Source organism: Thermus sp., assembly GCF_056332225.1.
Window position 1 is genome coordinate 1 of sequence record NZ_JBWGQW010000029.1, and the last position, 17,607, is coordinate 17,607.

Annotated in this window: 9 protein-coding genes and 1 pseudogene; all 10 read left to right on the top strand. The window is 68.6% G+C overall.

Annotation, left to right across the window (positions count from 1 at the left end; translation table 11 throughout):
* Positions 1 to 727 (top strand): annotated as a pseudogene (locus AC01Y6_RS06810) (IS4-like element ISTth2 family transposase); the annotation flags it as partial.
* A 253-nt stretch (positions 728 to 980) separates the two neighbouring features.
* A complete protein-coding gene (locus AC01Y6_RS06815; protein WP_476670829.1) occupies positions 981 to 2,483 on the top strand; it encodes a vWA domain-containing protein in 1,503 nt (500 codons plus the stop codon).
* 3 nt (positions 2,484 to 2,486) lie between these two features.
* A complete protein-coding gene (locus tag AC01Y6_RS06820) occupies positions 2,487 to 2,900 on the top strand; it encodes a YbjN domain-containing protein (RefSeq protein ID WP_476670830.1) in 414 nt (137 codons plus the stop codon).
* A 12-nt stretch (positions 2,901 to 2,912) separates the two neighbouring features.
* Positions 2,913 to 3,182: a hypothetical protein gene (locus AC01Y6_RS06825; protein ID WP_347240313.1), complete on the top strand. Its 270-nt coding sequence runs from the start codon at positions 2,913 to 2,915 to the stop codon at positions 3,180 to 3,182.
* A gap of 145 nt (positions 3,183 to 3,327) precedes the next feature.
* Positions 3,328 to 5,037: a VWA domain-containing protein gene (locus AC01Y6_RS06830; RefSeq protein WP_428720658.1), complete on the top strand. Its 1,710-nt coding sequence runs from the start codon at positions 3,328 to 3,330 to the stop codon at positions 5,035 to 5,037.
* A gap of 25 nt (positions 5,038 to 5,062) precedes the next feature.
* The gene (locus AC01Y6_RS06835; protein WP_476670831.1) at positions 5,063 to 7,837 is read left to right on the top strand and encodes a tubulin-like doman-containing protein; all 2,775 of its coding nucleotides are present in this window, start codon (positions 5,063 to 5,065) and stop codon (positions 7,835 to 7,837) included.
* A gap of 3 nt (positions 7,838 to 7,840) precedes the next feature.
* Positions 7,841 to 9,910, top strand: a complete 2,070-nt coding sequence (locus AC01Y6_RS06840; RefSeq protein ID WP_476670832.1) for a hypothetical protein — start codon at positions 7,841 to 7,843, stop codon at positions 9,908 to 9,910.
* 10 nt (positions 9,911 to 9,920) lie between these two features.
* Positions 9,921 to 11,531 (top strand): BREX system Lon protease-like protein BrxL, encoded by a 1,611-nt coding sequence (brxL, locus tag AC01Y6_RS06845; RefSeq protein WP_476670834.1) that lies wholly within the window; start codon positions 9,921 to 9,923, stop codon positions 11,529 to 11,531.
* Between the two features lie 7 nt (positions 11,532 to 11,538).
* Positions 11,539 to 14,292 carry a helicase-related protein gene (locus AC01Y6_RS06850; RefSeq protein ID WP_476670836.1) on the top strand — a complete coding sequence of 918 codons (2,754 nt, stop codon included), beginning with the start codon at positions 11,539 to 11,541 and terminating at the stop codon, positions 14,290 to 14,292.
* A gap of 15 nt (positions 14,293 to 14,307) precedes the next feature.
* Positions 14,308 to 17,607 (top strand): Eco57I restriction-modification methylase domain-containing protein (locus AC01Y6_RS06855; protein ID WP_476670837.1); only part of this gene is annotated, 3,300 nt, incomplete at its 3' end.

Below are 17,607 nucleotides of genomic sequence, written 5' to 3' on the forward strand. Positions count from 1 at the left end.
GTGGACTGGACCTTCGCGGAAGACGGCAGGCACCAGGCCCTGGTGGCCGCACTTCCCCTCAAGGGAAGGGCCCTGGTGGTGGCCTTCGCCCTTCACCCCCTCTCCCCTTTCCCCAGCCAAAACCGGGTGGAGGAGGATTTCCTCCACCGCCTGGGCCGCGCCGTCCAGGACCTGGGGTATACCCCCCTCTTCCTCCTAGACCGCGGCTTTGACCGGGTCTCCCTGATGCGGAGGCTCCAGGAGTGGGGCATGGGCTTCCTTCTCCGCCTGCGGCAGAACCGGGAGGTGGAACCCCAAGGGGGGAAGCGCCTTCCCCTGAAGGAGGGCTACCGGCGTGTGGCCCATCCCCTGCGGGAGGAGGTCCGGCTTTTCGGACACGGTGGGGAGGAGGTAGAGGTCACCCTCCTCGTGTACCCGGGAGGTCGGGAGCCCTGGTATCTGGCCTATTCAGGCCCTTTGGGAGGGGAGCCTCCCTACGGGTGGCGGATGTGGGTTGGTCAGCGAAGCTATCTTGCAGGGGGGTTTAGGGACCTGAAGGGGCAGGGGTTTGGGCTGGACCGGCACCGGCTGCGGACGGGGGCGAGCCTCAAGGGGTGGTTATGACCATCCCGAGCGGCAAAGCCTCTTTCGTCTGGGCCGGATCGCCCTGGCCCAGGGACCCCCGCCTTGGAGGGAAGCCGTGCTGGCAGAACTGGTCAGGTTGCTTGAGGAATTGGGGGGAGGAAAACCCTGGGCCCCCTTGCAAAGTAGGCGGGGTTGTGCTAAAATCAACCCTTGCCCGGCGGCGCAGCGCTTCGGGTACTTCTGGAAGCATGATCCAGAGCCAAACGCACCGGAGCGCGACCATCCCCGGGCAACTTTAAAGAGCAATCTTCGGTTGAGGCGGCTTTCCCTCTACAATTCGCGGCACAACGGGTGAGGTCAGAGGCTTAGGACGCTGGGCTAGGTATGGGGGCGTTCGCCCCCCGGAAGGAGGGATCGTGTCCTTCAACGCGCCAAAGCAGACCAAGGGCGTGGCCTGGACCTATGAGGGCGGCGTGGGGTACTTGGCGAGCCCGGAGACGGAGCTCTTGCTCCTGGTGGCGGGAAGCCTCTTCTCCGGGGACACCTTCTACGAGGGGGAGCCCCTACGCCAGCGAAGGTTTCATGAGCTCGCCCGCAAGCTGAGCCGAAGAGACCCCCGGTACGTGGCCGCCCTGGCCCGGTACGCCCGCCAGGTGCTGGGGCTCCGTTCGGGCCCGAGCGCCCTGGTGGCCCACCTCTTCTGGTGGGGCCCCAAGGAGGTGGCGGAGGAGGCCGCGCGGGGGGTCTGGCTTCGGGGGGACGAGCACCTGGAGACCCTGGCCTACACCCGCCTCCAGGGGTGGAAGCTCACCAAGGGGCTGAAGCGGGCGGTGGCCTGGAGGCTGAACGCCATGAGCCCGCAGGCCCTCCTCAAGTACCGGAAGGAGGGGCACGCCTTCTCCCAGCGGGACGCCCTGATCCTCGCCCACCCCAAGCCCCAGGACCCGGCCCATGCCCTGGTCTACGAGTGGCTGGTGCGGGGGAAAAGGGCCCTGCCGGAGGCCCAGGCCTTCGTGGCCCGGCTTCTGGAGGAGCGGCCCACCTGGGAGCGGATCCTGTCCACCAAGGGGGCGAGCCGGGAGTCCTGGTGGGAAGCCCTGCCCCACCTCCAGGGCCTCTCCCTGGTGCGCAACCTGAGCAACCTGCACCGCTTCGGCCTTCTTGAGGAGACCGGGGTACAGGAGGCCCTGGCCCGGAAGCTCCTCTCCCCCCAGGTGGCGGGGTGGCGGGTCTACCCCTACCAGTGGCTCCAGGCCATCCTCCGGGGGCGGGAGGAGGGGTGGCCCGGGGAGGTCCTCGCGCTCCTGGAGACCGCCCTGGAGGCTTCCCTCCCGCCCCTACCCCTGGAGGGGGAGACCCTGGTGCTGGTGGACGTCTCGGGCTCCATGTACGCCCCCCTCTCCCGGTGGAGCGAGGCCACCTACGCCCTGGCCGCGGCGAGCCTGGGGGCCCTCCTCTACCGGAGAACCGGGGGGTGGCTCGTGGGCTTTGACCACGCCCTCCACCCCGTGCCCCTTCCCCCGGAGGCCCCCCTCCCCGAGCTCGTGGCCCACCTCCTCGCCGCGGGCAGGGGCGGGACCCACCTGGGGCTGGCCCTGGAGAAGACCCTCCCCCGCTTCCCGGGGCGGCGCGCGGTGGTCTTCACCGACGAGCAGGTGCACGACGACGCCTATCGGCCCCTGAGGAGGTGGCTTAGAGAGGACCCCGGGCGCAGCGCCTACGTGGTCAACGTGGCGGGCTACCACCCCCTGGCCTTCCCCGAGCGGGGGGTAGTCCGGGTGGGAGGGTGGAGCGAGCGGCTACTGGAGCTCCTTTTCCTCCTGGAGGTGGACGACCCCGTGGCCTGGATCCGGAGCGGGGGCTGGGAGGCGACCGTACCTTTCGCCCCCTCCCCCGAGGATGAAGAGGAAGGGAGGTAGACCATGACCGAGACCCAGATCCGCCCCTTGACCCAGGAGTACGTGCGCGAGACCCTGAAGGGCTTCGGCTTCAAGGTGCTCACCGACCCCGACGGGGACTCCCTGGTCATCCTTGGCGACGAGCGCCTCCAGGCCCACGTCCTCATGATCTTCGCCGTGGACCGAGGAAAGGTGCTGAGCTACCTGGGCCAGGTGGAAAACGTCTTCCTGGACGAAAACACGGCCCTTCTCAAGGCCAACCAGTGGAACGACGAGCGCAGGTGGCCCCGGGCCTTCGTGCGGAAGGGGAAGCTCCACCTGGACTACCACTGGGACCTGGAGCAGGGGATTCACCCCGGGCTTCTCAGGGACCTCCTCTTATCGGTGATCATGGGAACAGGGAAGTTTCTGCTCTGGCTAGAAGGGATGGAGGCTTGAAGGAGGTGGAGGATGCCGCTCAAGTACAACCCGTTCACCGGAAGGTACGAGTACGCCGAGGAAGACCAGGAACCCACCTACAACGAGTTTGAGGGCAAGTACGAGGTGGGCCGGCCCGAGGACACGAGCCACTCCCCCTTCACGGGCCGGTACAGCAAGAAGGGGAAGCGCCTCGTGGACAAGTTCAACCCCTACACGGGCCGGTACGAGCAGGTGCCCGAGGACTGGGAGATCCGGCAGAACCCCTTCACCGGGGAGTACGAGTTCGGGCCTGAAGACTAGGGACGGGTCCCCCCATCGGCTTTTTCCTGAGTCCTAGGGGCCAGCGACCCGGGAGGGACCCTTTAGGTGCGGCACCCGGGAGGTTCAAAGTTGGCCACCACTTTCCTCATCATCTCCTAAACTGGTGGCGGGGGGTGAAGACCTTATGAACTTCGTCTCGTTAAGCTTCTGGGCACTTTTTTTGCTCTTTTTCGTCGTCCCCCAGGCAACCGCCCAGGGCTGCCAACCCAGCGCCCAGGCAGGGGCCACCGCAAGCGCTCCGCTACCAGATCGGTTTCACTACGTTTTTGTCTTGGACACCTCAGGCTCCATGATGGGGCTGGGAGACGGCAAGGGCCGGGTCATCTTCCCCAAGGTCAAGGCCGAGCTCAAGGGGTTCATAGAGCGGCTTCCCCAGGAGAGCCGGGTAACCCTCCAAACCTTTGACGCTGGTCCCGGGCCAGCCCGCACGTTCGCCCTCCCCAAGGAAAAAGAAGCCCTTCTTCGGTACATTGACGGCCTCGAGGCCAAGGGCTCCCAGACCTACCTCTACACGACCCTCCTCAAGGTCCTCCAGGAGGTGGAGCGCAACCGCCGCCCCAACGAGGCGGTGAGCATCTACGTTTTCACGGACGGAAAGGACAACGATCCCGCGCCCCTCACCATGGAGGACGTGGCCCGGAAATACAGGGTGGTCCGGGGCCCCTACGACTGGCTCTTCTACATCAGTCTGGGCATCCCCGCCCCCAAGGAGGTGGCCACCGCCCTCCAGAGCCTGCCCAACGCCCGGGTCCTGGAAGCGGCGCCCAACCAGGTGCCCAGCCTCAGCGAAGTCCTTGCAAAACCTTCCACCCTGGACCTCGGCAACCTGTGGACCTCTAAGGAGGCTCGGCGGGACGTGCGCCTCGAGGCCCGCGGAACCCCCCAGGCGGTCCGCCTTCAGGTACAGGCCCCCGCCCTGGACCAGGCCGGAGCCCTCCTGGAGGTGGAGCCCACCCAGCTCCCCGCCAACGGGACCTCCACCCTCACCTTCCGGCTGCGGAACAGCGAAAGCCTTTCCCCGGGAACCTACGCCGCTTGGCTCTGCCTCCAGGCCCCCGCGAACGCCGTGGTCCGGCCCCAGGAGATCGCCCTAAAGCTCGCTTTCCATCCCCCTGCGGAATACGCCCTGGTGCCTTCCAAGGTCCCCGAGGCCCTCTCCTTGCGCCCCGGCGAGCGGGCCGAGCTCGTCTACAAGCTCCAGGGCAACCCCTGGGCCAAGGAGCCCATAAACGTGGCGGCGGAGGTACCCAAAGGGCTCAAGGCCACCCTGAACGGGCAAGAGGGCCCGGTCTCCCTCCGCCCAGGCGAAGAGCTCCGGTTGGACCTGGAAAACACGGGGCTCGGAGCGGGCGTCACCGCCAGGCCCACCCTTCGGGTGAGCGCCCCAGAAGGGAGCGCCCTGAAGCCACCGCCCAGCCTGCCCCCCGTGAGCCAGCCCCTCACGCTCTGGGACTGGCTCTGGCGGCTATGGTGGCTGTGGCTGCCTATACTCTTGCTTTTGCTGTGGCTCTTTTGGGGAATGTGGCGAAGGGCTCAGCCCTGGGGGGAGGGGATGTTCACCTCGGCCCCCGATAAAGGTTGCAAGGATTCTCCCAGGACGAAGCTGAAGGGTGTTGTGGACGTGGGCAAACTCTTCGGGGAAGAGCGCCTCGAGGGAGTGAGGCTCACCTTCCGGAATAATCACGTTTACCTAGAGAGTCTTCCGAGCACGGTCCAGGTAGTGCAAAATGACCTGGCGGTCAAAAAAGGAAAGTCGCTACAATGGGGGAAAAAAATCTCTTTTCTCTCGCCAAACAAGGAGGAGCTAGGGACCTTAACTATTTGGAAGTCATAGCAAAGAGGGGCCAAGGGAGGAAATAATGTTAGAAAACCTGGGGTATAAAAAGGCACGAAAGCTCAAACGCACGGTGCTCATCGGGCTTGGGGGAACGGGCAAGAAGGCCCTTCTGCACGCCAAAAAGAGGTTCCTGGAAACCTTCGGAGAGGAGCCGCCCCTCGTCAAGTACCTGCTCATTGACACCACCAGCGCCAACACCGACACCCTCTACGCCCGCACGCCCGGAAGGGAGGAACCCGTCCGCCTGCGGGCCAACGAAATCCTGCACATTGAGGCCCGGGGGGCGAGCCTCCTCCCCCAGGTCCACGACGAGATCCGGGAGTGGTTCCCCCCGAAGGCCGACCTGAAGGCCAACATCCTCTCCGGGGCCGGCCAGATCCGGGCCCTGGGCCGCCTGGCCCTTTTCGCCAACGCCACCACGGTCTACGAGAACCTCCGGGACCTCCTCGCCCTGGCCCGCGACTACCGGGACGAGCGGCCAAGCGGCGAGCGCAGGCACATCTACGAGCCCTACACCCCCCACCTGACCGTGGCCCTGGTGGGGTCGCTGGCCGGGGGAACGGGGTCCGGCATCTTCCTGGACGTGGCCTTCCTCCTGCGCCAGCTCATGAAGGACGAGGACCAGCTCTTCGGCTACTTCCTCCTCCCCGACATCTACGTGAACCGGCCGGGCACGCAAAACGTGGAGGCCAACGCCTACGCCGCCCTCAAGGAACTGGACCACTTCATGAGCCTCCAGGGCACCTTCCGCTACCGCTTTGGGGGAAGGGAGATAGAGGTCCGCAAGAAGCCCTTTGACATGGTCTTCCTGGTAAACCGGGAGAACCGGGCGGGCAAGACCTTCACCGAGGTGGAGGACCTCATGGAGCTCTTGGGCCTTGGCCTTTACCTCCTCGCCGGGCCCCTGGGCAAGGAGCAAGCCGATACCTTTGACAACATCGTCCGCAAGCTGAACGAACAGAAAGGGAAGTACTACGGCAAAACGGCCCACTACGCGAGCTTCGGAGCCGCCGAGCTCCGGTTCGCGCCCGAGGCCCTGCTCCGCGAGGCGAGGCGGGAAGGGCAGATCAAGGCGATGGAGGCCCTTCTCGGCCTGGGCTACCCTTGGTCCACCTCAGCCCTGGAAGCCCAGTTAAAGGAGGACACGAGCCTATCGCCCCCCCAGGAGACTCCCGACCTACCTTACAGCTCTTCTCGGAAAGACGACAAGGACACCTGGTCCAAACTCAGACCAATGTTAGACTCACTGCGTCGCGAGGTTCGGGAAGGTCTCGAGCACCTCAGAGGGCCATCAAGCATCCGGGAATTTATTCTTCAGGAAGCCGCGGGAGCCATGGCGCAAAAGGGAGCAGGTCTCAGGGGACTGGAGGAAGGGCTAAACGCCTTTCTGAGGTCCGCAAAGGAACTGCAACAAAAGCTCTCCCAAGAGGCCCAGCGGAAGCGCAAAGACTGGGAGAATGAAATCCTTGGGATAGAGGAAAACCTCAGAACTTCCGGAAGACAAGCTTCAGCGAGCCTACTCACAAGCCTTTTCCGAAGGCAAGAGGAGGACCCCTTTCTCGGACAGGAGAAAGTTTCTTCCCTATACCGGCAAGTGAGGGAACTCAGCACCCTCGAGGCCCGGGCGGCCATCGCCGAAAGCTGGGTGAAGGCCCTGGAGGGCCTGCTCGGCGAGCTCCAGGGCCTCATGCAGCAGGTGCGCGACCACAAGGCCCGCCTGGAAAGCGAAGGGGGTCAAAAGGAAGGGCCCTCCCGGGACGCGGAACCCTTCACCCTCACCCTGCCCCCGGCCTACGTGGAGGCCCAGGGCCGGGTGGAGGCCGAGGCCGCCGAGGTCCGGTGGGACCTCGAGGCCCTCCTCCGGGCCCCCAAGGAAAGCCTGGAACAGGCCCTGGCCTTCCACGGGTCCGCCACCTCCTTGGCCGAGTGGCTTCGGAAGGCTTTCCAGAAGAGGGAAGGGGACCGGGAGCTCTGGGAGGCGGTGGAGCGCACCTTGAGGGAGCTGGACCAGGTGTCTGACCCCGCCTGGGACTACGAGGACGCCTGGGTGTCCAACCCCGGCCTGGGCTACAAGGAAAAGGTCCACATCCTGGGCGTGGCCGACGCCACGGACCGGAACGACCCCTTCGTGGGGGAGGAGGAGATCCTGAACCTCTTCGCCTCCAACCTCCACGACCGCATGCGGCTGCAGCGGGTCTCCACGGGGGACCCGCACCGGGTCCTCCACTACAAGATCGAGGCCTCCATACCCGCCTTCGTCCTAAGGGGCATCCACATCTACCGGGAGAAGTACGAGAAGCTTTCCGCTGAGCGGAGCTTCCACGTCCACCGGGACTTTGAGGGAACCCTCGAGGACCTCTTCCCCCTGCCCAGGGAGGAGGAGGCGGTGGAAGTGTGGACCAAGGCCCGGGCCTTTGGCCTCCTCACCAAAGAGAAAGAGGAGGACTACGGCTTCGTGGACCGGAGGCAGGGCACGGAGCGGCGCCACCTCCTGGGGACGAGCCCGGCCGAGGCCTTCCGGGCCCTCAAGGGGGACTTCTTCGCCTTCAAGGAGCTCGAGGCCCAGGTGAAAAAGCGGGAGAACGAGCTCAGGCGGGATCCCCAGCGCCTCAAGGAGATCCGGGGGCGCCTCGCGGAGACCATCGCGAACCGGGAAAGCAAGCTGGCGGACGAGGGCTTTGACCCGGAGGACAAGGAGGTGTTCCAAAAGGAGCTGGAGGCCCTCCGCGCCTGGAAGGAAAGGCTGGAGGCCCTCAGGCCGGACTCGGGGAACGACGACTTCCCTGCGCTCCTTTAGGCCATGGTCCACCCTACCCTCCTGGTGGCCTTTCCCGGGCTCGCGGAGACCCTGGTGCGGGCGGCAAAGCCCCTCTGGACGGCGCGCCTCGGGCCCAGGGCCTTGGCGCTGGAGGCGGTGGGCCCAAAGGAGGCGGAGCGGGGGCTTGTGGCCTTGCTTTCCCAAGGCCGGCAGTTGGAGCTCAAGCGCCGGGGCCTCGAGCCCGACCCCGCCCTCACCCTGGTGGTCCTGGCCGAGGCGGAGCGGGAAGGCCTCCTGGAATTCCTGGACGACCTAAGGGCAAAGAGCCAGCGCGGGCCCTGGGCCGGGATGGAGCTCCGCCTCCACCTGGTCCTCTTCCTCTTGGGGCCGGAGGGGCTGGAGGCCCTGAAGGCCCTTCCCCCTGACCCCGGCCTGGAGCCCCCCACCCGGGTTTGGCCGGTGTCCCGCTGGGGACGGAACGGCCTCTACCTGCCCCGCGAGGAGCACCTCTCGGTCTGGGTCCAGCACTTCGTGGAGGCGCTGGTGGCCTCGAGGGCCCCCTTGCAACCGGAAAAGGGCCTGGACTGGGTGGGCCTCGGCATCGCAAGGCTGGAGCTGGAGCGCCCAAGCCCCGAGGCCCTGGTGCTCCCCCTCTGGGAGGCGGTGAAAGGGCTCCGCGTCGGCCCCGCCCCGGCCCTTCCCCCGCCACCTTCCCGAAACTTCGCCCCGGGCGAGTTCCCGGCGCGCCCCGAGCGCAAAAGCTGCACGGAGCACCCCGGGTGGGACGTGCACCTGTCCCGGTGGGAGGCCTACCGCAAGGAAGAGGGCCTGCGGGCCGCCCAGGCCGGGGAGGAAGCCCTCTTCGCCCTGGACGCCCCCACGCCCTACGCCCTGGGACGCCAGGCCCTCCTCGTGGGGCTTCCCGCCCTTCCCGAGGCCCTCGCCCGCCTGGAAGCGGCGGCCAGGGCGGCCGAGGAGGAGCGGAGGGAGCTTCTAGAGCTCCTGGACCGGGCCGCGGGCGTGGCCGAGAAGCGGGCCCGGCTCCACCGCCTGCAAAGCCGCAGGGGCCGCCTGGAGCGCCAGGACCTGGAGGAGGAGGCCCGGGCGCTGGAGCGGGAGCTGGAGCCCGTGGACCAGGCCATCGGGGAGGGCGACGCCGCCTTCTTCCTCCGAGGAGACCCTGAGGCCCGTGAGGCGGAGGAGGGGCTCGCGGAGCTTGCGCAAAGGTTCCAGGAGAACGAGAGGCGCTGGAAGAGCGAGCTGGAGGACCGCCCGCCCCCGCCCGCCCCCGCCTGGAAGCGGTGGCTTTGGGGGATCCTGGCCCGGCTCAGGCTGGCGAGGCCCGAGGCCAAGCCCGCGGCCGAGGCGACCCGGAAGATCCTCTGCGACAAGGCGTGGAAGCTCCTCAACGAGGCGTGGGACCTGGAGGAGAAAAGGACCCAGCGCTACCTCCACTACGAGGCCCTTATCCACCGCTTCACCCTCCTCACCGAGTACCTCAAGGCCCTCTCGCGGGAGCGGGAGCGGGCCCTAAGGGCCCAGGCCCTGGCCGAGGCCTTCGCCCCCGCCCCCCAGGCCCCCGAGGAAAACCCCCTGGTGGTCCGGATCCCCAAGCCCCTTCTTCCCGGGCACCCCCGCCTCCAGGAGGCCGCCCGGCTCCTGGTGAAGGAGGGGTCCCTCGAGGCCCTTTGGGACGGCGACCTTCCGGGTCTGGAGGGGCGCCTCCGGAAGACGGCCAAGCGGCTTGCAGACGAGCTCGGCGACGTCCAGCTTCCAAGACCCCAGGAGGAGCTCTGGTCCACCCTGGTGGCGGCCGCCGCCCCCCGGGTCCTGGCGCGCCACTGGCCGGAGCACCGCCAGTACGCCTACGTCCTGGGCCAAGCCCCGGGAACGCGCTGGGGGGAGGCCTACGACCAGGAGGACTGGCTTCCCGGGGAGAGCGTCCTCCTGCGCCTGGTGTTTCCCTTGGCCCCGGAGCACCTCCTGGAGGACACCGTGCGGCCTGCCCAGGAGGTGCCGCAGGAACCCCCCGAGGGCGAAGAGCCTCCCCCGGCCCCCAAGGAGGAGGCCGTGCGGCGGGAAAACCCCCTTTTGGACGAGCTTTTAGCGTGAAGGAGGTGCCGTGAGCTTCGCGGAAAAAGCCCAACAAGCCTTCCCAGGCCAGGTGGTGGAGAAGCGGTTGCTGCAGGACGCCCTCTTCCACCGGGTGCCCCGCTTCGTGGTGGAGTACCTCCTCGCCAAGGCGGGGGGCGGGCCCGAGGCCGTGGAGAAGGTGCGCCGGCTTTTGGAGGAGCGGTACATCGGCCCCGGGCACCAGGAATGGCTCAAGGACCAGCTCCTGCGCAAGGGGCGCCTGGTGCTCATTGACCGCCTCGAGGTCAAGGTGGACCTGGCCACGGCCACCTACCAGGCCCGGCTCCCAAGCCTCGGGGAGTACACCGCGGACGTGGAGCCAAGCCTTCCCGAGCGCCACCCGGGCGTGCTCTACGGCCTTTGGGGCACCCTGGAGCTCTCCTACGAGGCGGGGACGGGGAGGGTCCGCGTCCGGCAGTTCATCCCCTTCCAGGCCAGCCTCACCTCCCTGGACCCCTTTCTTCGGGGAAGGGCGGCCTTCAGCGAGGAGGAGTGGACCGACTTCCTGCTGGCCAGCGTGGGGCTGAACCCGGAACCCCTCACCCCGAGGCAGAAGCTCCTCTACCTGGCCCGCATGGCCCCCCTGGTGGAGCCCAACCTGCACCTCATGGAGCTCGGCCCCCGGCAGACCGGGAAGACCTACCTCCTCCGCAACCTCTCCCCCGAGGCCCACGTCATCTCCGGGGGGAAGGTCTCCCCGGCCGTCCTCTACTACGACCTGCGCACCCGCAAGCCCGGGCTCATCCCCACCTACCAGGTCCTGGTCTTTGACGAGGTGGCCCACACCGCCTGGGAGGACCCCTCCATCCTCTCCATCCTCAAGGACTACATGGAGTCGGGCCAGTTCAGCCGGGGCGGGCGGACCCTTGTGGCGGAGGCCTCTTTGGTCTTTCTGGGCAACGCCGACCGGCCGGAGCCTCCCCTGACCCGGGTGCTCCCGCTTGGGCTCAAGGGGGACACCGCCTTTCTGGACCGCATCCACGGCCTGCTTCCCGGCCACGAGTTCCCCAAGATCTCCCCCGAGCTCCTCTACCAGGGGCCCGGGCTCGTGGTGGACTACCTGAGCGCCGCCCTGAAGAAGCTCCGCCCCCTGGGCTTTGACCCGGACCTGGCCCTTCCCCCTGGGCTCACCCAGCGGGACGTGCGGGCGGTGCGGAAGTGGGTCTCCGCCCTCCTCAAGCTCCTCTACCCGAACCGCGACTGGCCGGAGGGCCGACCGCAAGCCCTGGCCGAGCTGGCCCTGGAGCTTAGGGAGCGGGTCTACTGCGAGATGAGCCACTACAACCGCGAGGAGTTTCCCCCAAAAGGCCCCTGCCCGCCGAGGCCCAGCGCGGCGCCCCCGGAGGAGGGCATCCCTTGGGAGGAACTTTTCACCCTTCTAGACGAGGCCTACGTTCCCCTCTTCCGGGCCCTGCAGGAGGCCGGCCTACCCCCGCCCACGGAAGGGCCGGAGGACGTCCGCACCGACGCGGGCACCATGATCCAAAGCCTCGCCCGATGGGGGAAAAAGCGCCTCTTCCCCAAGGGAAGCGGGGGGGACGGCCTGGAGGTGGGACCGGACACGCCCGTGGACCGGATCCGGGCCTTCCTGGGGTTATGATCCCCCTATGGACGTGCTGGACCTCCTGAAGCCGGGGGCCCTCTTCCGGGCCCGGGGGCGGGACTACCGCCTGGAGCACCGCCAGAAAGACGTGCTCCTCGCCCGGGCCGTGGACACCGAGGAGGAGGCCCTCTTCTACCTCCCCCTCGAGGGCCCGGGGATCCGGCTCACCGCCCTGGGCCTTCCCCCCGCCACCCCCGGGGACCCGGCGCTCCACGACCTCCTCCTCAGGGCCCTGGACCTCTCCACCCTCCACGCCGACGCCCCCTTCCTCGCCCTCCAGCGCTCCCGGGTGGTGCCCGCCAACTACCAGCTCGTCCCCCTCCTCATGGCCCTGCGCCAGCCCGAGGTGCGCCTCCTCCTCGCCGACGACGTGGGCCTGGGGAAGACGGTGGAGGCGGGCCTCATCCTCAAGGAGCTCCTCCTCCGCTCCAAGGCCCGCCGGGTCCTGGTCCTGGCCCCGGCCCACCTCCTCGGCCAGTGGCGGGAGGCCTTGAGGCGCTTCTTCCACCTGGAGTTTGAGGTCCTCTCCGGGCCCAACCTCAAGCGCCTGGCCCGGCGCCTCCCCCCGGGGGCGGACCCCTGGGCCCACTTTGACCGGGTCATCGCCAGCCTGGACTACGCCAAGCAGGACGGGGTGCGCCACCTGGTCCTGCGGCAGGACTGGGACCTCCTCCTGGTGGACGAGGCCCACCTCGCCGCCCGCCCCCCCACGGAGCGGGGCAAGCAGATGGAGCGCTACCGCCTGGTGCGGGAGCTCTCCTCCAGGGTGCCCCACCTCCTCCTCCTCACCGCCACCCCCCACAACGGCTACACCGAGAGCTTCCATAGCCTCCTGGAGCACCTGGACGCGGGCCGCCTGGGCCTCTTTAAGGGCGGCGCCCTGGACCGGGAGGCCGCCAAGAAGCACGTGGTGCAGAGGCGGCGGCGGGACGTGGAGGAGTGGTTCCGCAAGGAGGGGAAAAAGAGCCCCTTCCCCGAGCGGGACGCCAGGGAGGTGCCGGTGGAGCCCAACCGGGCCGAGCTGGAGCTCTTTGAGGCGGTGCGCCGCTACCAGGAGGAGGTCTTTGACCCCGACCCCGCCAAGGTGCCCGTCCTCGGGCGGTGGCTCGCCATGCACCTCATGCGCCGGGCCACGAGCTCCCCCAAGGCCCTCGAGGAAAGCCTGAAGCGGCGCAAGGCCCTCCTGGAAAACCTCCTCGCCGGGGGGGAGGGGCCCACGGGGGAGGAGGAGGCCGCCCTCCTGGACACCGCCCCCGAAAGGCTCTCCCCCGAGGAGGCGGAGCTCAGCCTCGAGCTCAGCCTCGCCGACCAGGCCCGGGCCCAGGCGGAGAGGGCCTACCTCGAGGTCCTCCTCCGCCACCTCAGGGCCTGGCGCAAGGACAGCAAACTCCAAGCCCTCCTGGAGATGCTCCAGGACCCCTTGAGGCTTGGCCGGGGGCGGACCCTGGTCTTCACCCGCTACAAGGACACCCTGGACTACCTGGTGGAAAGGCTCTCCCAGGCCCTCCCCTACCCCGTCTTCGCCGTGCACGGGGAGATGGCCGAGGAGGAGCGGGAAGAGGTCCTCGCCGCCTTCGCCCAAAAGAACCCCGCCCTGCTGGTGGCCACGGACGTCTTCTCCGAAGGGCTCAACCTCCAGCACTACGCCGCCCAGCTCGTCCACTACGACCTCCCCTGGAACCCCAACCGCCTGGAGCAGCGGAACGGGCGCATAGACCGCTTCGGCCAGCCCGAAGCCCAGGTGCGCATCCGCACCCTCTACTACGAGCGCTCCTTTGACGTGGCCGTCTTCCGGGTGCTCCTGGAGAAGGCCGAGCGCATCCGCAGGGAGCTCGGGGTGGTGCCCGCCTTCTTCGGGGACGAGGGCTACCTCCGGGCCCGCCTCGAGGCCCTCTGGAGCCGGGACTGGCGGGGAGAGCGCCGCCTCCAGGCCTCCCTTTTTGACGAGGCCGAGCCCGAGGTGGAGGCCGCGCGCAGGGCCATGGCCGAGGGCTTCTACGGCCACAGCGAGTTCAGCCTCCCCGACGTGGAGCGCCGCCTCCAGGAGGCCCTTAGGCGGGCGGGAAGCCCCGAAACCCTCAAGGGGTTCGTCCTGGACGGGCTCCGCTACCTGGGCTGGCAGGTGGAAGGGGAAGACCCCTACACCGCCAGGCGGGGCGCCGGAGAGGCGGTGCCGGGGCTTCCCCCCACCTTCGGCCCCTTCAGCTTTGACCCCGGGGCCCCCCTGGGCGTGGAGGTCCTGGACCTCGCCCACCCCCTGGTGGAGCACCTGGTGGCCCACCTGCGCTTTAGGGCCTACCGGGACCTGGACGGGGCGAGGACCGCCCTCTTAAGCTTCCCCGCCCCGCCCGGGACGCCGCCCGTGGCCTTCTACCACTTCCGGGCCCGCTTCGCGGCAAGCCGGGGAGAGGTCCTGGAAAGCCTCTTCCGCAAGGCGGTGCGGCTTCTGGACGGGGCCGAGCTTCCCGAGGAGGAGGCCGAGGCCCTCTGGGCCAAGCGCATGAAGGCGCCCCCCGCCCTGAGCCGGGAGCAGGCCCGCTACCTGGCCGAGGAGGCCCTAAGGGTCCCCCTCGAGGCCCTGGGGGAAGCGGGGGCAAAGGAGGTGCTGGAGCGCCTGCGGGCGGAGAGGGCCGCCCTCAAGCGGGACCTGGCCCGGGCCTACGGCGCCCTCCCCGAGGCCTTCCACGACCTGGACCGCCTGGAGCTTTTGGGCCAGGAGCTTCTCGCCATCACCCTCCTGGCCCCGGCACGCCCATAAGAGGGAGGAAGCCCCATGAACTTCCACGCCATCCGCGTATCCGGCGGTATCCTCACCGAGGAGTTTCTCAAGACCCTCACCGAGCCCGAGGCCCTGAAGGAGCTCGGCCTCTCCCCCGAGGAGGTGCGGGACCGCTTCTACGCCCTCCTCGGCCTCTACGAGCGGGTGGGCTCCCTCTTCGCCCTCACCGACACCTCCAAGGCCCGGGAGGCCTGGCTCCTCCCCTTCTTCCGGGCCCTGGGGTGGAACCCCGCCTACAACCGCGGCCACCTCCAGGTGGCGGACCAGGCCTTTCCCATAAGCCACCGGGGCTTCCCCGAGGAAAACGCCCCGCCCCTCCACCTGGTGGCCGCCGAGCCCGACCTCCGCCCAAGCCGCCGCGAGAAGAGCCCCCAGGCCCTCCTCCAGGCCTACCTGAACCTGCACCCCGAGCACGACTGGGGCATCCTGGCCGCCCCCTGGGAGGTGCGGCTTCTCCGCAAGTACTACCACGTCTCCGTCCCGGGCTACGTGGCCTTCAACCTGGTGGAGCTCTTTGAGGCCCCCCGGGACCAGGGGCTCAAGGAGTTCCAGGCCCTCCTTCTCCTCCTCTCCCCGAGCCGCTTCCAGAAGGGCAAGGACGGCAAGACCCCCCTGGACCGCTACTACGAGAGGGCCCGGGAAACCGGGATCCGCGCCCGGGACGCCCTGAGAAAGGGGGTGGTGGAGGCCCTCGAGGCCCTGGGGAACGCCTTCCTCACGGAAAGCCTCCGGGAGGAGCTCAAGGACCCCGAGAAGCTTGGGGCCTACCACCGGGAGCTTCTCCTCTTGGTCTACCGCCTCCTCTTCCTCCTCTACGCCGAAAGCCGGGGCCTCCTCCCCCACGGGGGGGAGCTTTCCTGGGTCTACGAGCGGGAGTACAGCGCAAGCGCCCTCAGGGAACGGGCCGCCCGCCAGGACCCCTTTGGCGGTCAAGGAGCGTACGAGGACCGCCACACCGACCTCTGGGAAAAGCTCCTCCTCACCTTCGGGCTCGTCTACCGGGGGGACGCGCGCCTGGGCGTGCCCGCCCTGAACGGCGAGCTCTTCGCCCCGGAGGGGCTTCCCCTCCTCACGGGCGGGGTTTTGGACCCCGGGGAGAGGGCCCGCCACCCCGACCTTCCCCGGCCCAAGAACAGCGAGCTCCTCCGGGCCGTGCGCCTCCTCACCCACGTGGAGCGGGAAGGGGCCTTGGAGCGCATCAACTACAAGGACCTCGAGGTGGAGGAGATCGGCCACGTCTACGAGGGCATCCTGGCCCTGGCCCCCCGCCTGGCGGAGGGGCGGTACACCCTGGAAAGCCACCTCCTGGAGCGCAAGTCCTCGGGGAGCTACTACACCCCGCGCGAGCTTGTCCAGCTCGTGCTCCAAGAAAGCCTCGTCCCCGTGGTGGAGGCCCGCCTGCGGGAGGCCGGGGAGGACCCCAAGAAGCAGGAGGAAGCCCTCCTCTCCCTCAAGGTGGTGGACCCGGCCATGGGAAGCGGGGCCTTCCTCATCTCGGCCCTGGAGTACCTGGCGGAGAAGCTTCTGGAGATCCGGGGCCAGGGGAAGGACGACCCGGAGGCCCTCTACGAGGCCCGCCACCTGGTGGCCTCCCGGTGCCTCTACGGGGTGGACCTGAACCCCATGGCGGTGGAGCTCGCCAAGCTTTCCCTCTGGATCGCCTCCGCCGCCAAGGGCAAGCCCCTCTCCTTCCTGGACCACCACCTGAAGGTGGGAAACTCCCTGGTGGGGGCCCCGGAGGACTTCCTGGAGCGGGGCATCCCCAAGGAGGCCTACGACCGAGAGGGGGTGCCCAAGGAGGTGCGCAAGGGGCTCTCCTTCGGCCCCGGGGCGGGAAGCCTCCTCTTCCCCCTGCCCGCGCCCCCTTTCCTGGACTTTGAGGAGAAAACCGCCGCCGAGGTGGAGGAGAAGCGCAGTCGCTACCGGGCGTGGCGGGAAAGCGAGGAGGTGCGGAAGTGGGAGCTCCTGGCCGACTACTGGACCGCCGCCTTCTTCCTCCGGCCCGCCCCGGGGGTGCGCCTGCCGGACGCCCAGGGCCTCAACTGGCTCGTCCAGCAGAGCCAAGCCCCCCTGGCCCAGTGGGAGGGAAGCTCCTACCTCTCCCCGCCCACCCGCCACGCCCTCGAGGCCGCCAAGGGCCGCCACCGCTTCTTCCACTGGTGGCTGGAGTTCCCGGAGGTCTTCCAGAAGGGCGGGTTTGACGTGGTGCTGGGGAACCCGCCGTGGGAGAAGGTGAAGCTGGAGGACAAGCAGTTCTTCGCCGACAAGGCCCCCGAGATCGCCGAGGCGGAGAACGCCGCCAAGCGCAAGCGCCTGATCGCCGCCCTGGAGAAGGAAAACCCCGCCCTCTTCCGGGCCTACCAGGAGGCCCTGGCGGAGGCCGAGGCGGTTTCCGGGTTCCTGCGGCACTCGAGCCGCTTCCCCCTCACCGCCCGGGGGGACGTGAACACCTACCCCCTCTTCGCCGAGCTCGCCCGCGCCCTTCTCTCTCCTGGGGGCCGGGCGGGGCTCATCGTGCCCACGGGCATCGCCACCGACGACTCCAACAAGGAGTTCTTCGCCGACGTGGTGGCGAAGGGGGAGCTTTCCGCCCTTTACGACTTTGAGAACCGGGAGGGGATTTTCCCCGGGGTGCACCGCTCCTACAAGTTCGCCATCCTCGCCCTCAAAAAGGAGAGGGACCAGGCCCCCGCCCGACTCGCCTTCTTCCTCACCCGCCCCGAGGGGCTCGAGGACCCCACCCGGGTCTTTACCCTTTCCCCCGAGGACTTCGCCCTCCTCAACCCCAACACCAAGACCTGCCCCGTCTTCCGCACCCGGCAGGACGCCGAGCTCACCCGGGCCATCTACCAGAGGGTGCCCGTCCTGTGGAGGGAGGAGCCAGAGAAGAACGCCTGGGGGGTGCGGTTCCTCCGGCTCTTTGATATGGCTAACGACGCCCACCTCTTCCGCACCCGGGAGGACCTTCTGGCCCAGGGCTTCCACCTGGTGGGAAACCGCTTCGCGCGGGGAGAGGAGGTCTACCTCCCCCTCTACGAGGCCAAGCTCTTCTGGCACTACGACCACCGCTTCGCCACTTTTGAAAGCAAGGACACCCGGGACGTGGAGCCCGGGGAAAAGCAAGACCCCGCCTTCCTCCCCCTGCCCCGCTACTGGGTGCCCCGGGAGGAGACCGAGGCCCGCCTGCGGAAGGCCGGGTGGGAGCGGGGGTGGTTGGTGGGGTTCCGGGACATTGCCAACGCCACTAATGAGCGCACGGCCATCTTCGCGGCCCTGCCGAGGGTGGGGGTGGGA

Excerpts from the sequence above, each read along its gene's own strand:
- AC01Y6_RS06820 (WP_476670830.1), top strand. The coding sequence starts at position 2,487 with ATGACCGAGACCCAGATCCGCCCCTTGACCCAGGAGTACGTGCGCGAG.
- AC01Y6_RS06830 (WP_428720658.1), top strand. The coding sequence starts at position 3,328 with ATGAACTTCGTCTCGTTAAGCTTCTGGGCACTTTTTTTGCTCTTTTTC.
- AC01Y6_RS06825 (WP_347240313.1), top strand. The coding sequence starts at position 2,913 with ATGCCGCTCAAGTACAACCCGTTCACCGGAAGGTACGAGTACGCCGAG.
- AC01Y6_RS06840 (WP_476670832.1), top strand. The coding sequence starts at position 7,841 with ATGGTCCACCCTACCCTCCTGGTGGCCTTTCCCGGGCTCGCGGAGACC.
- AC01Y6_RS06850 (WP_476670836.1), top strand. The coding sequence starts at position 11,539 with ATGGACGTGCTGGACCTCCTGAAGCCGGGGGCCCTCTTCCGGGCCCGG.
- AC01Y6_RS06835 (WP_476670831.1), top strand. The coding sequence starts at position 5,063 with ATGTTAGAAAACCTGGGGTATAAAAAGGCACGAAAGCTCAAACGCACG.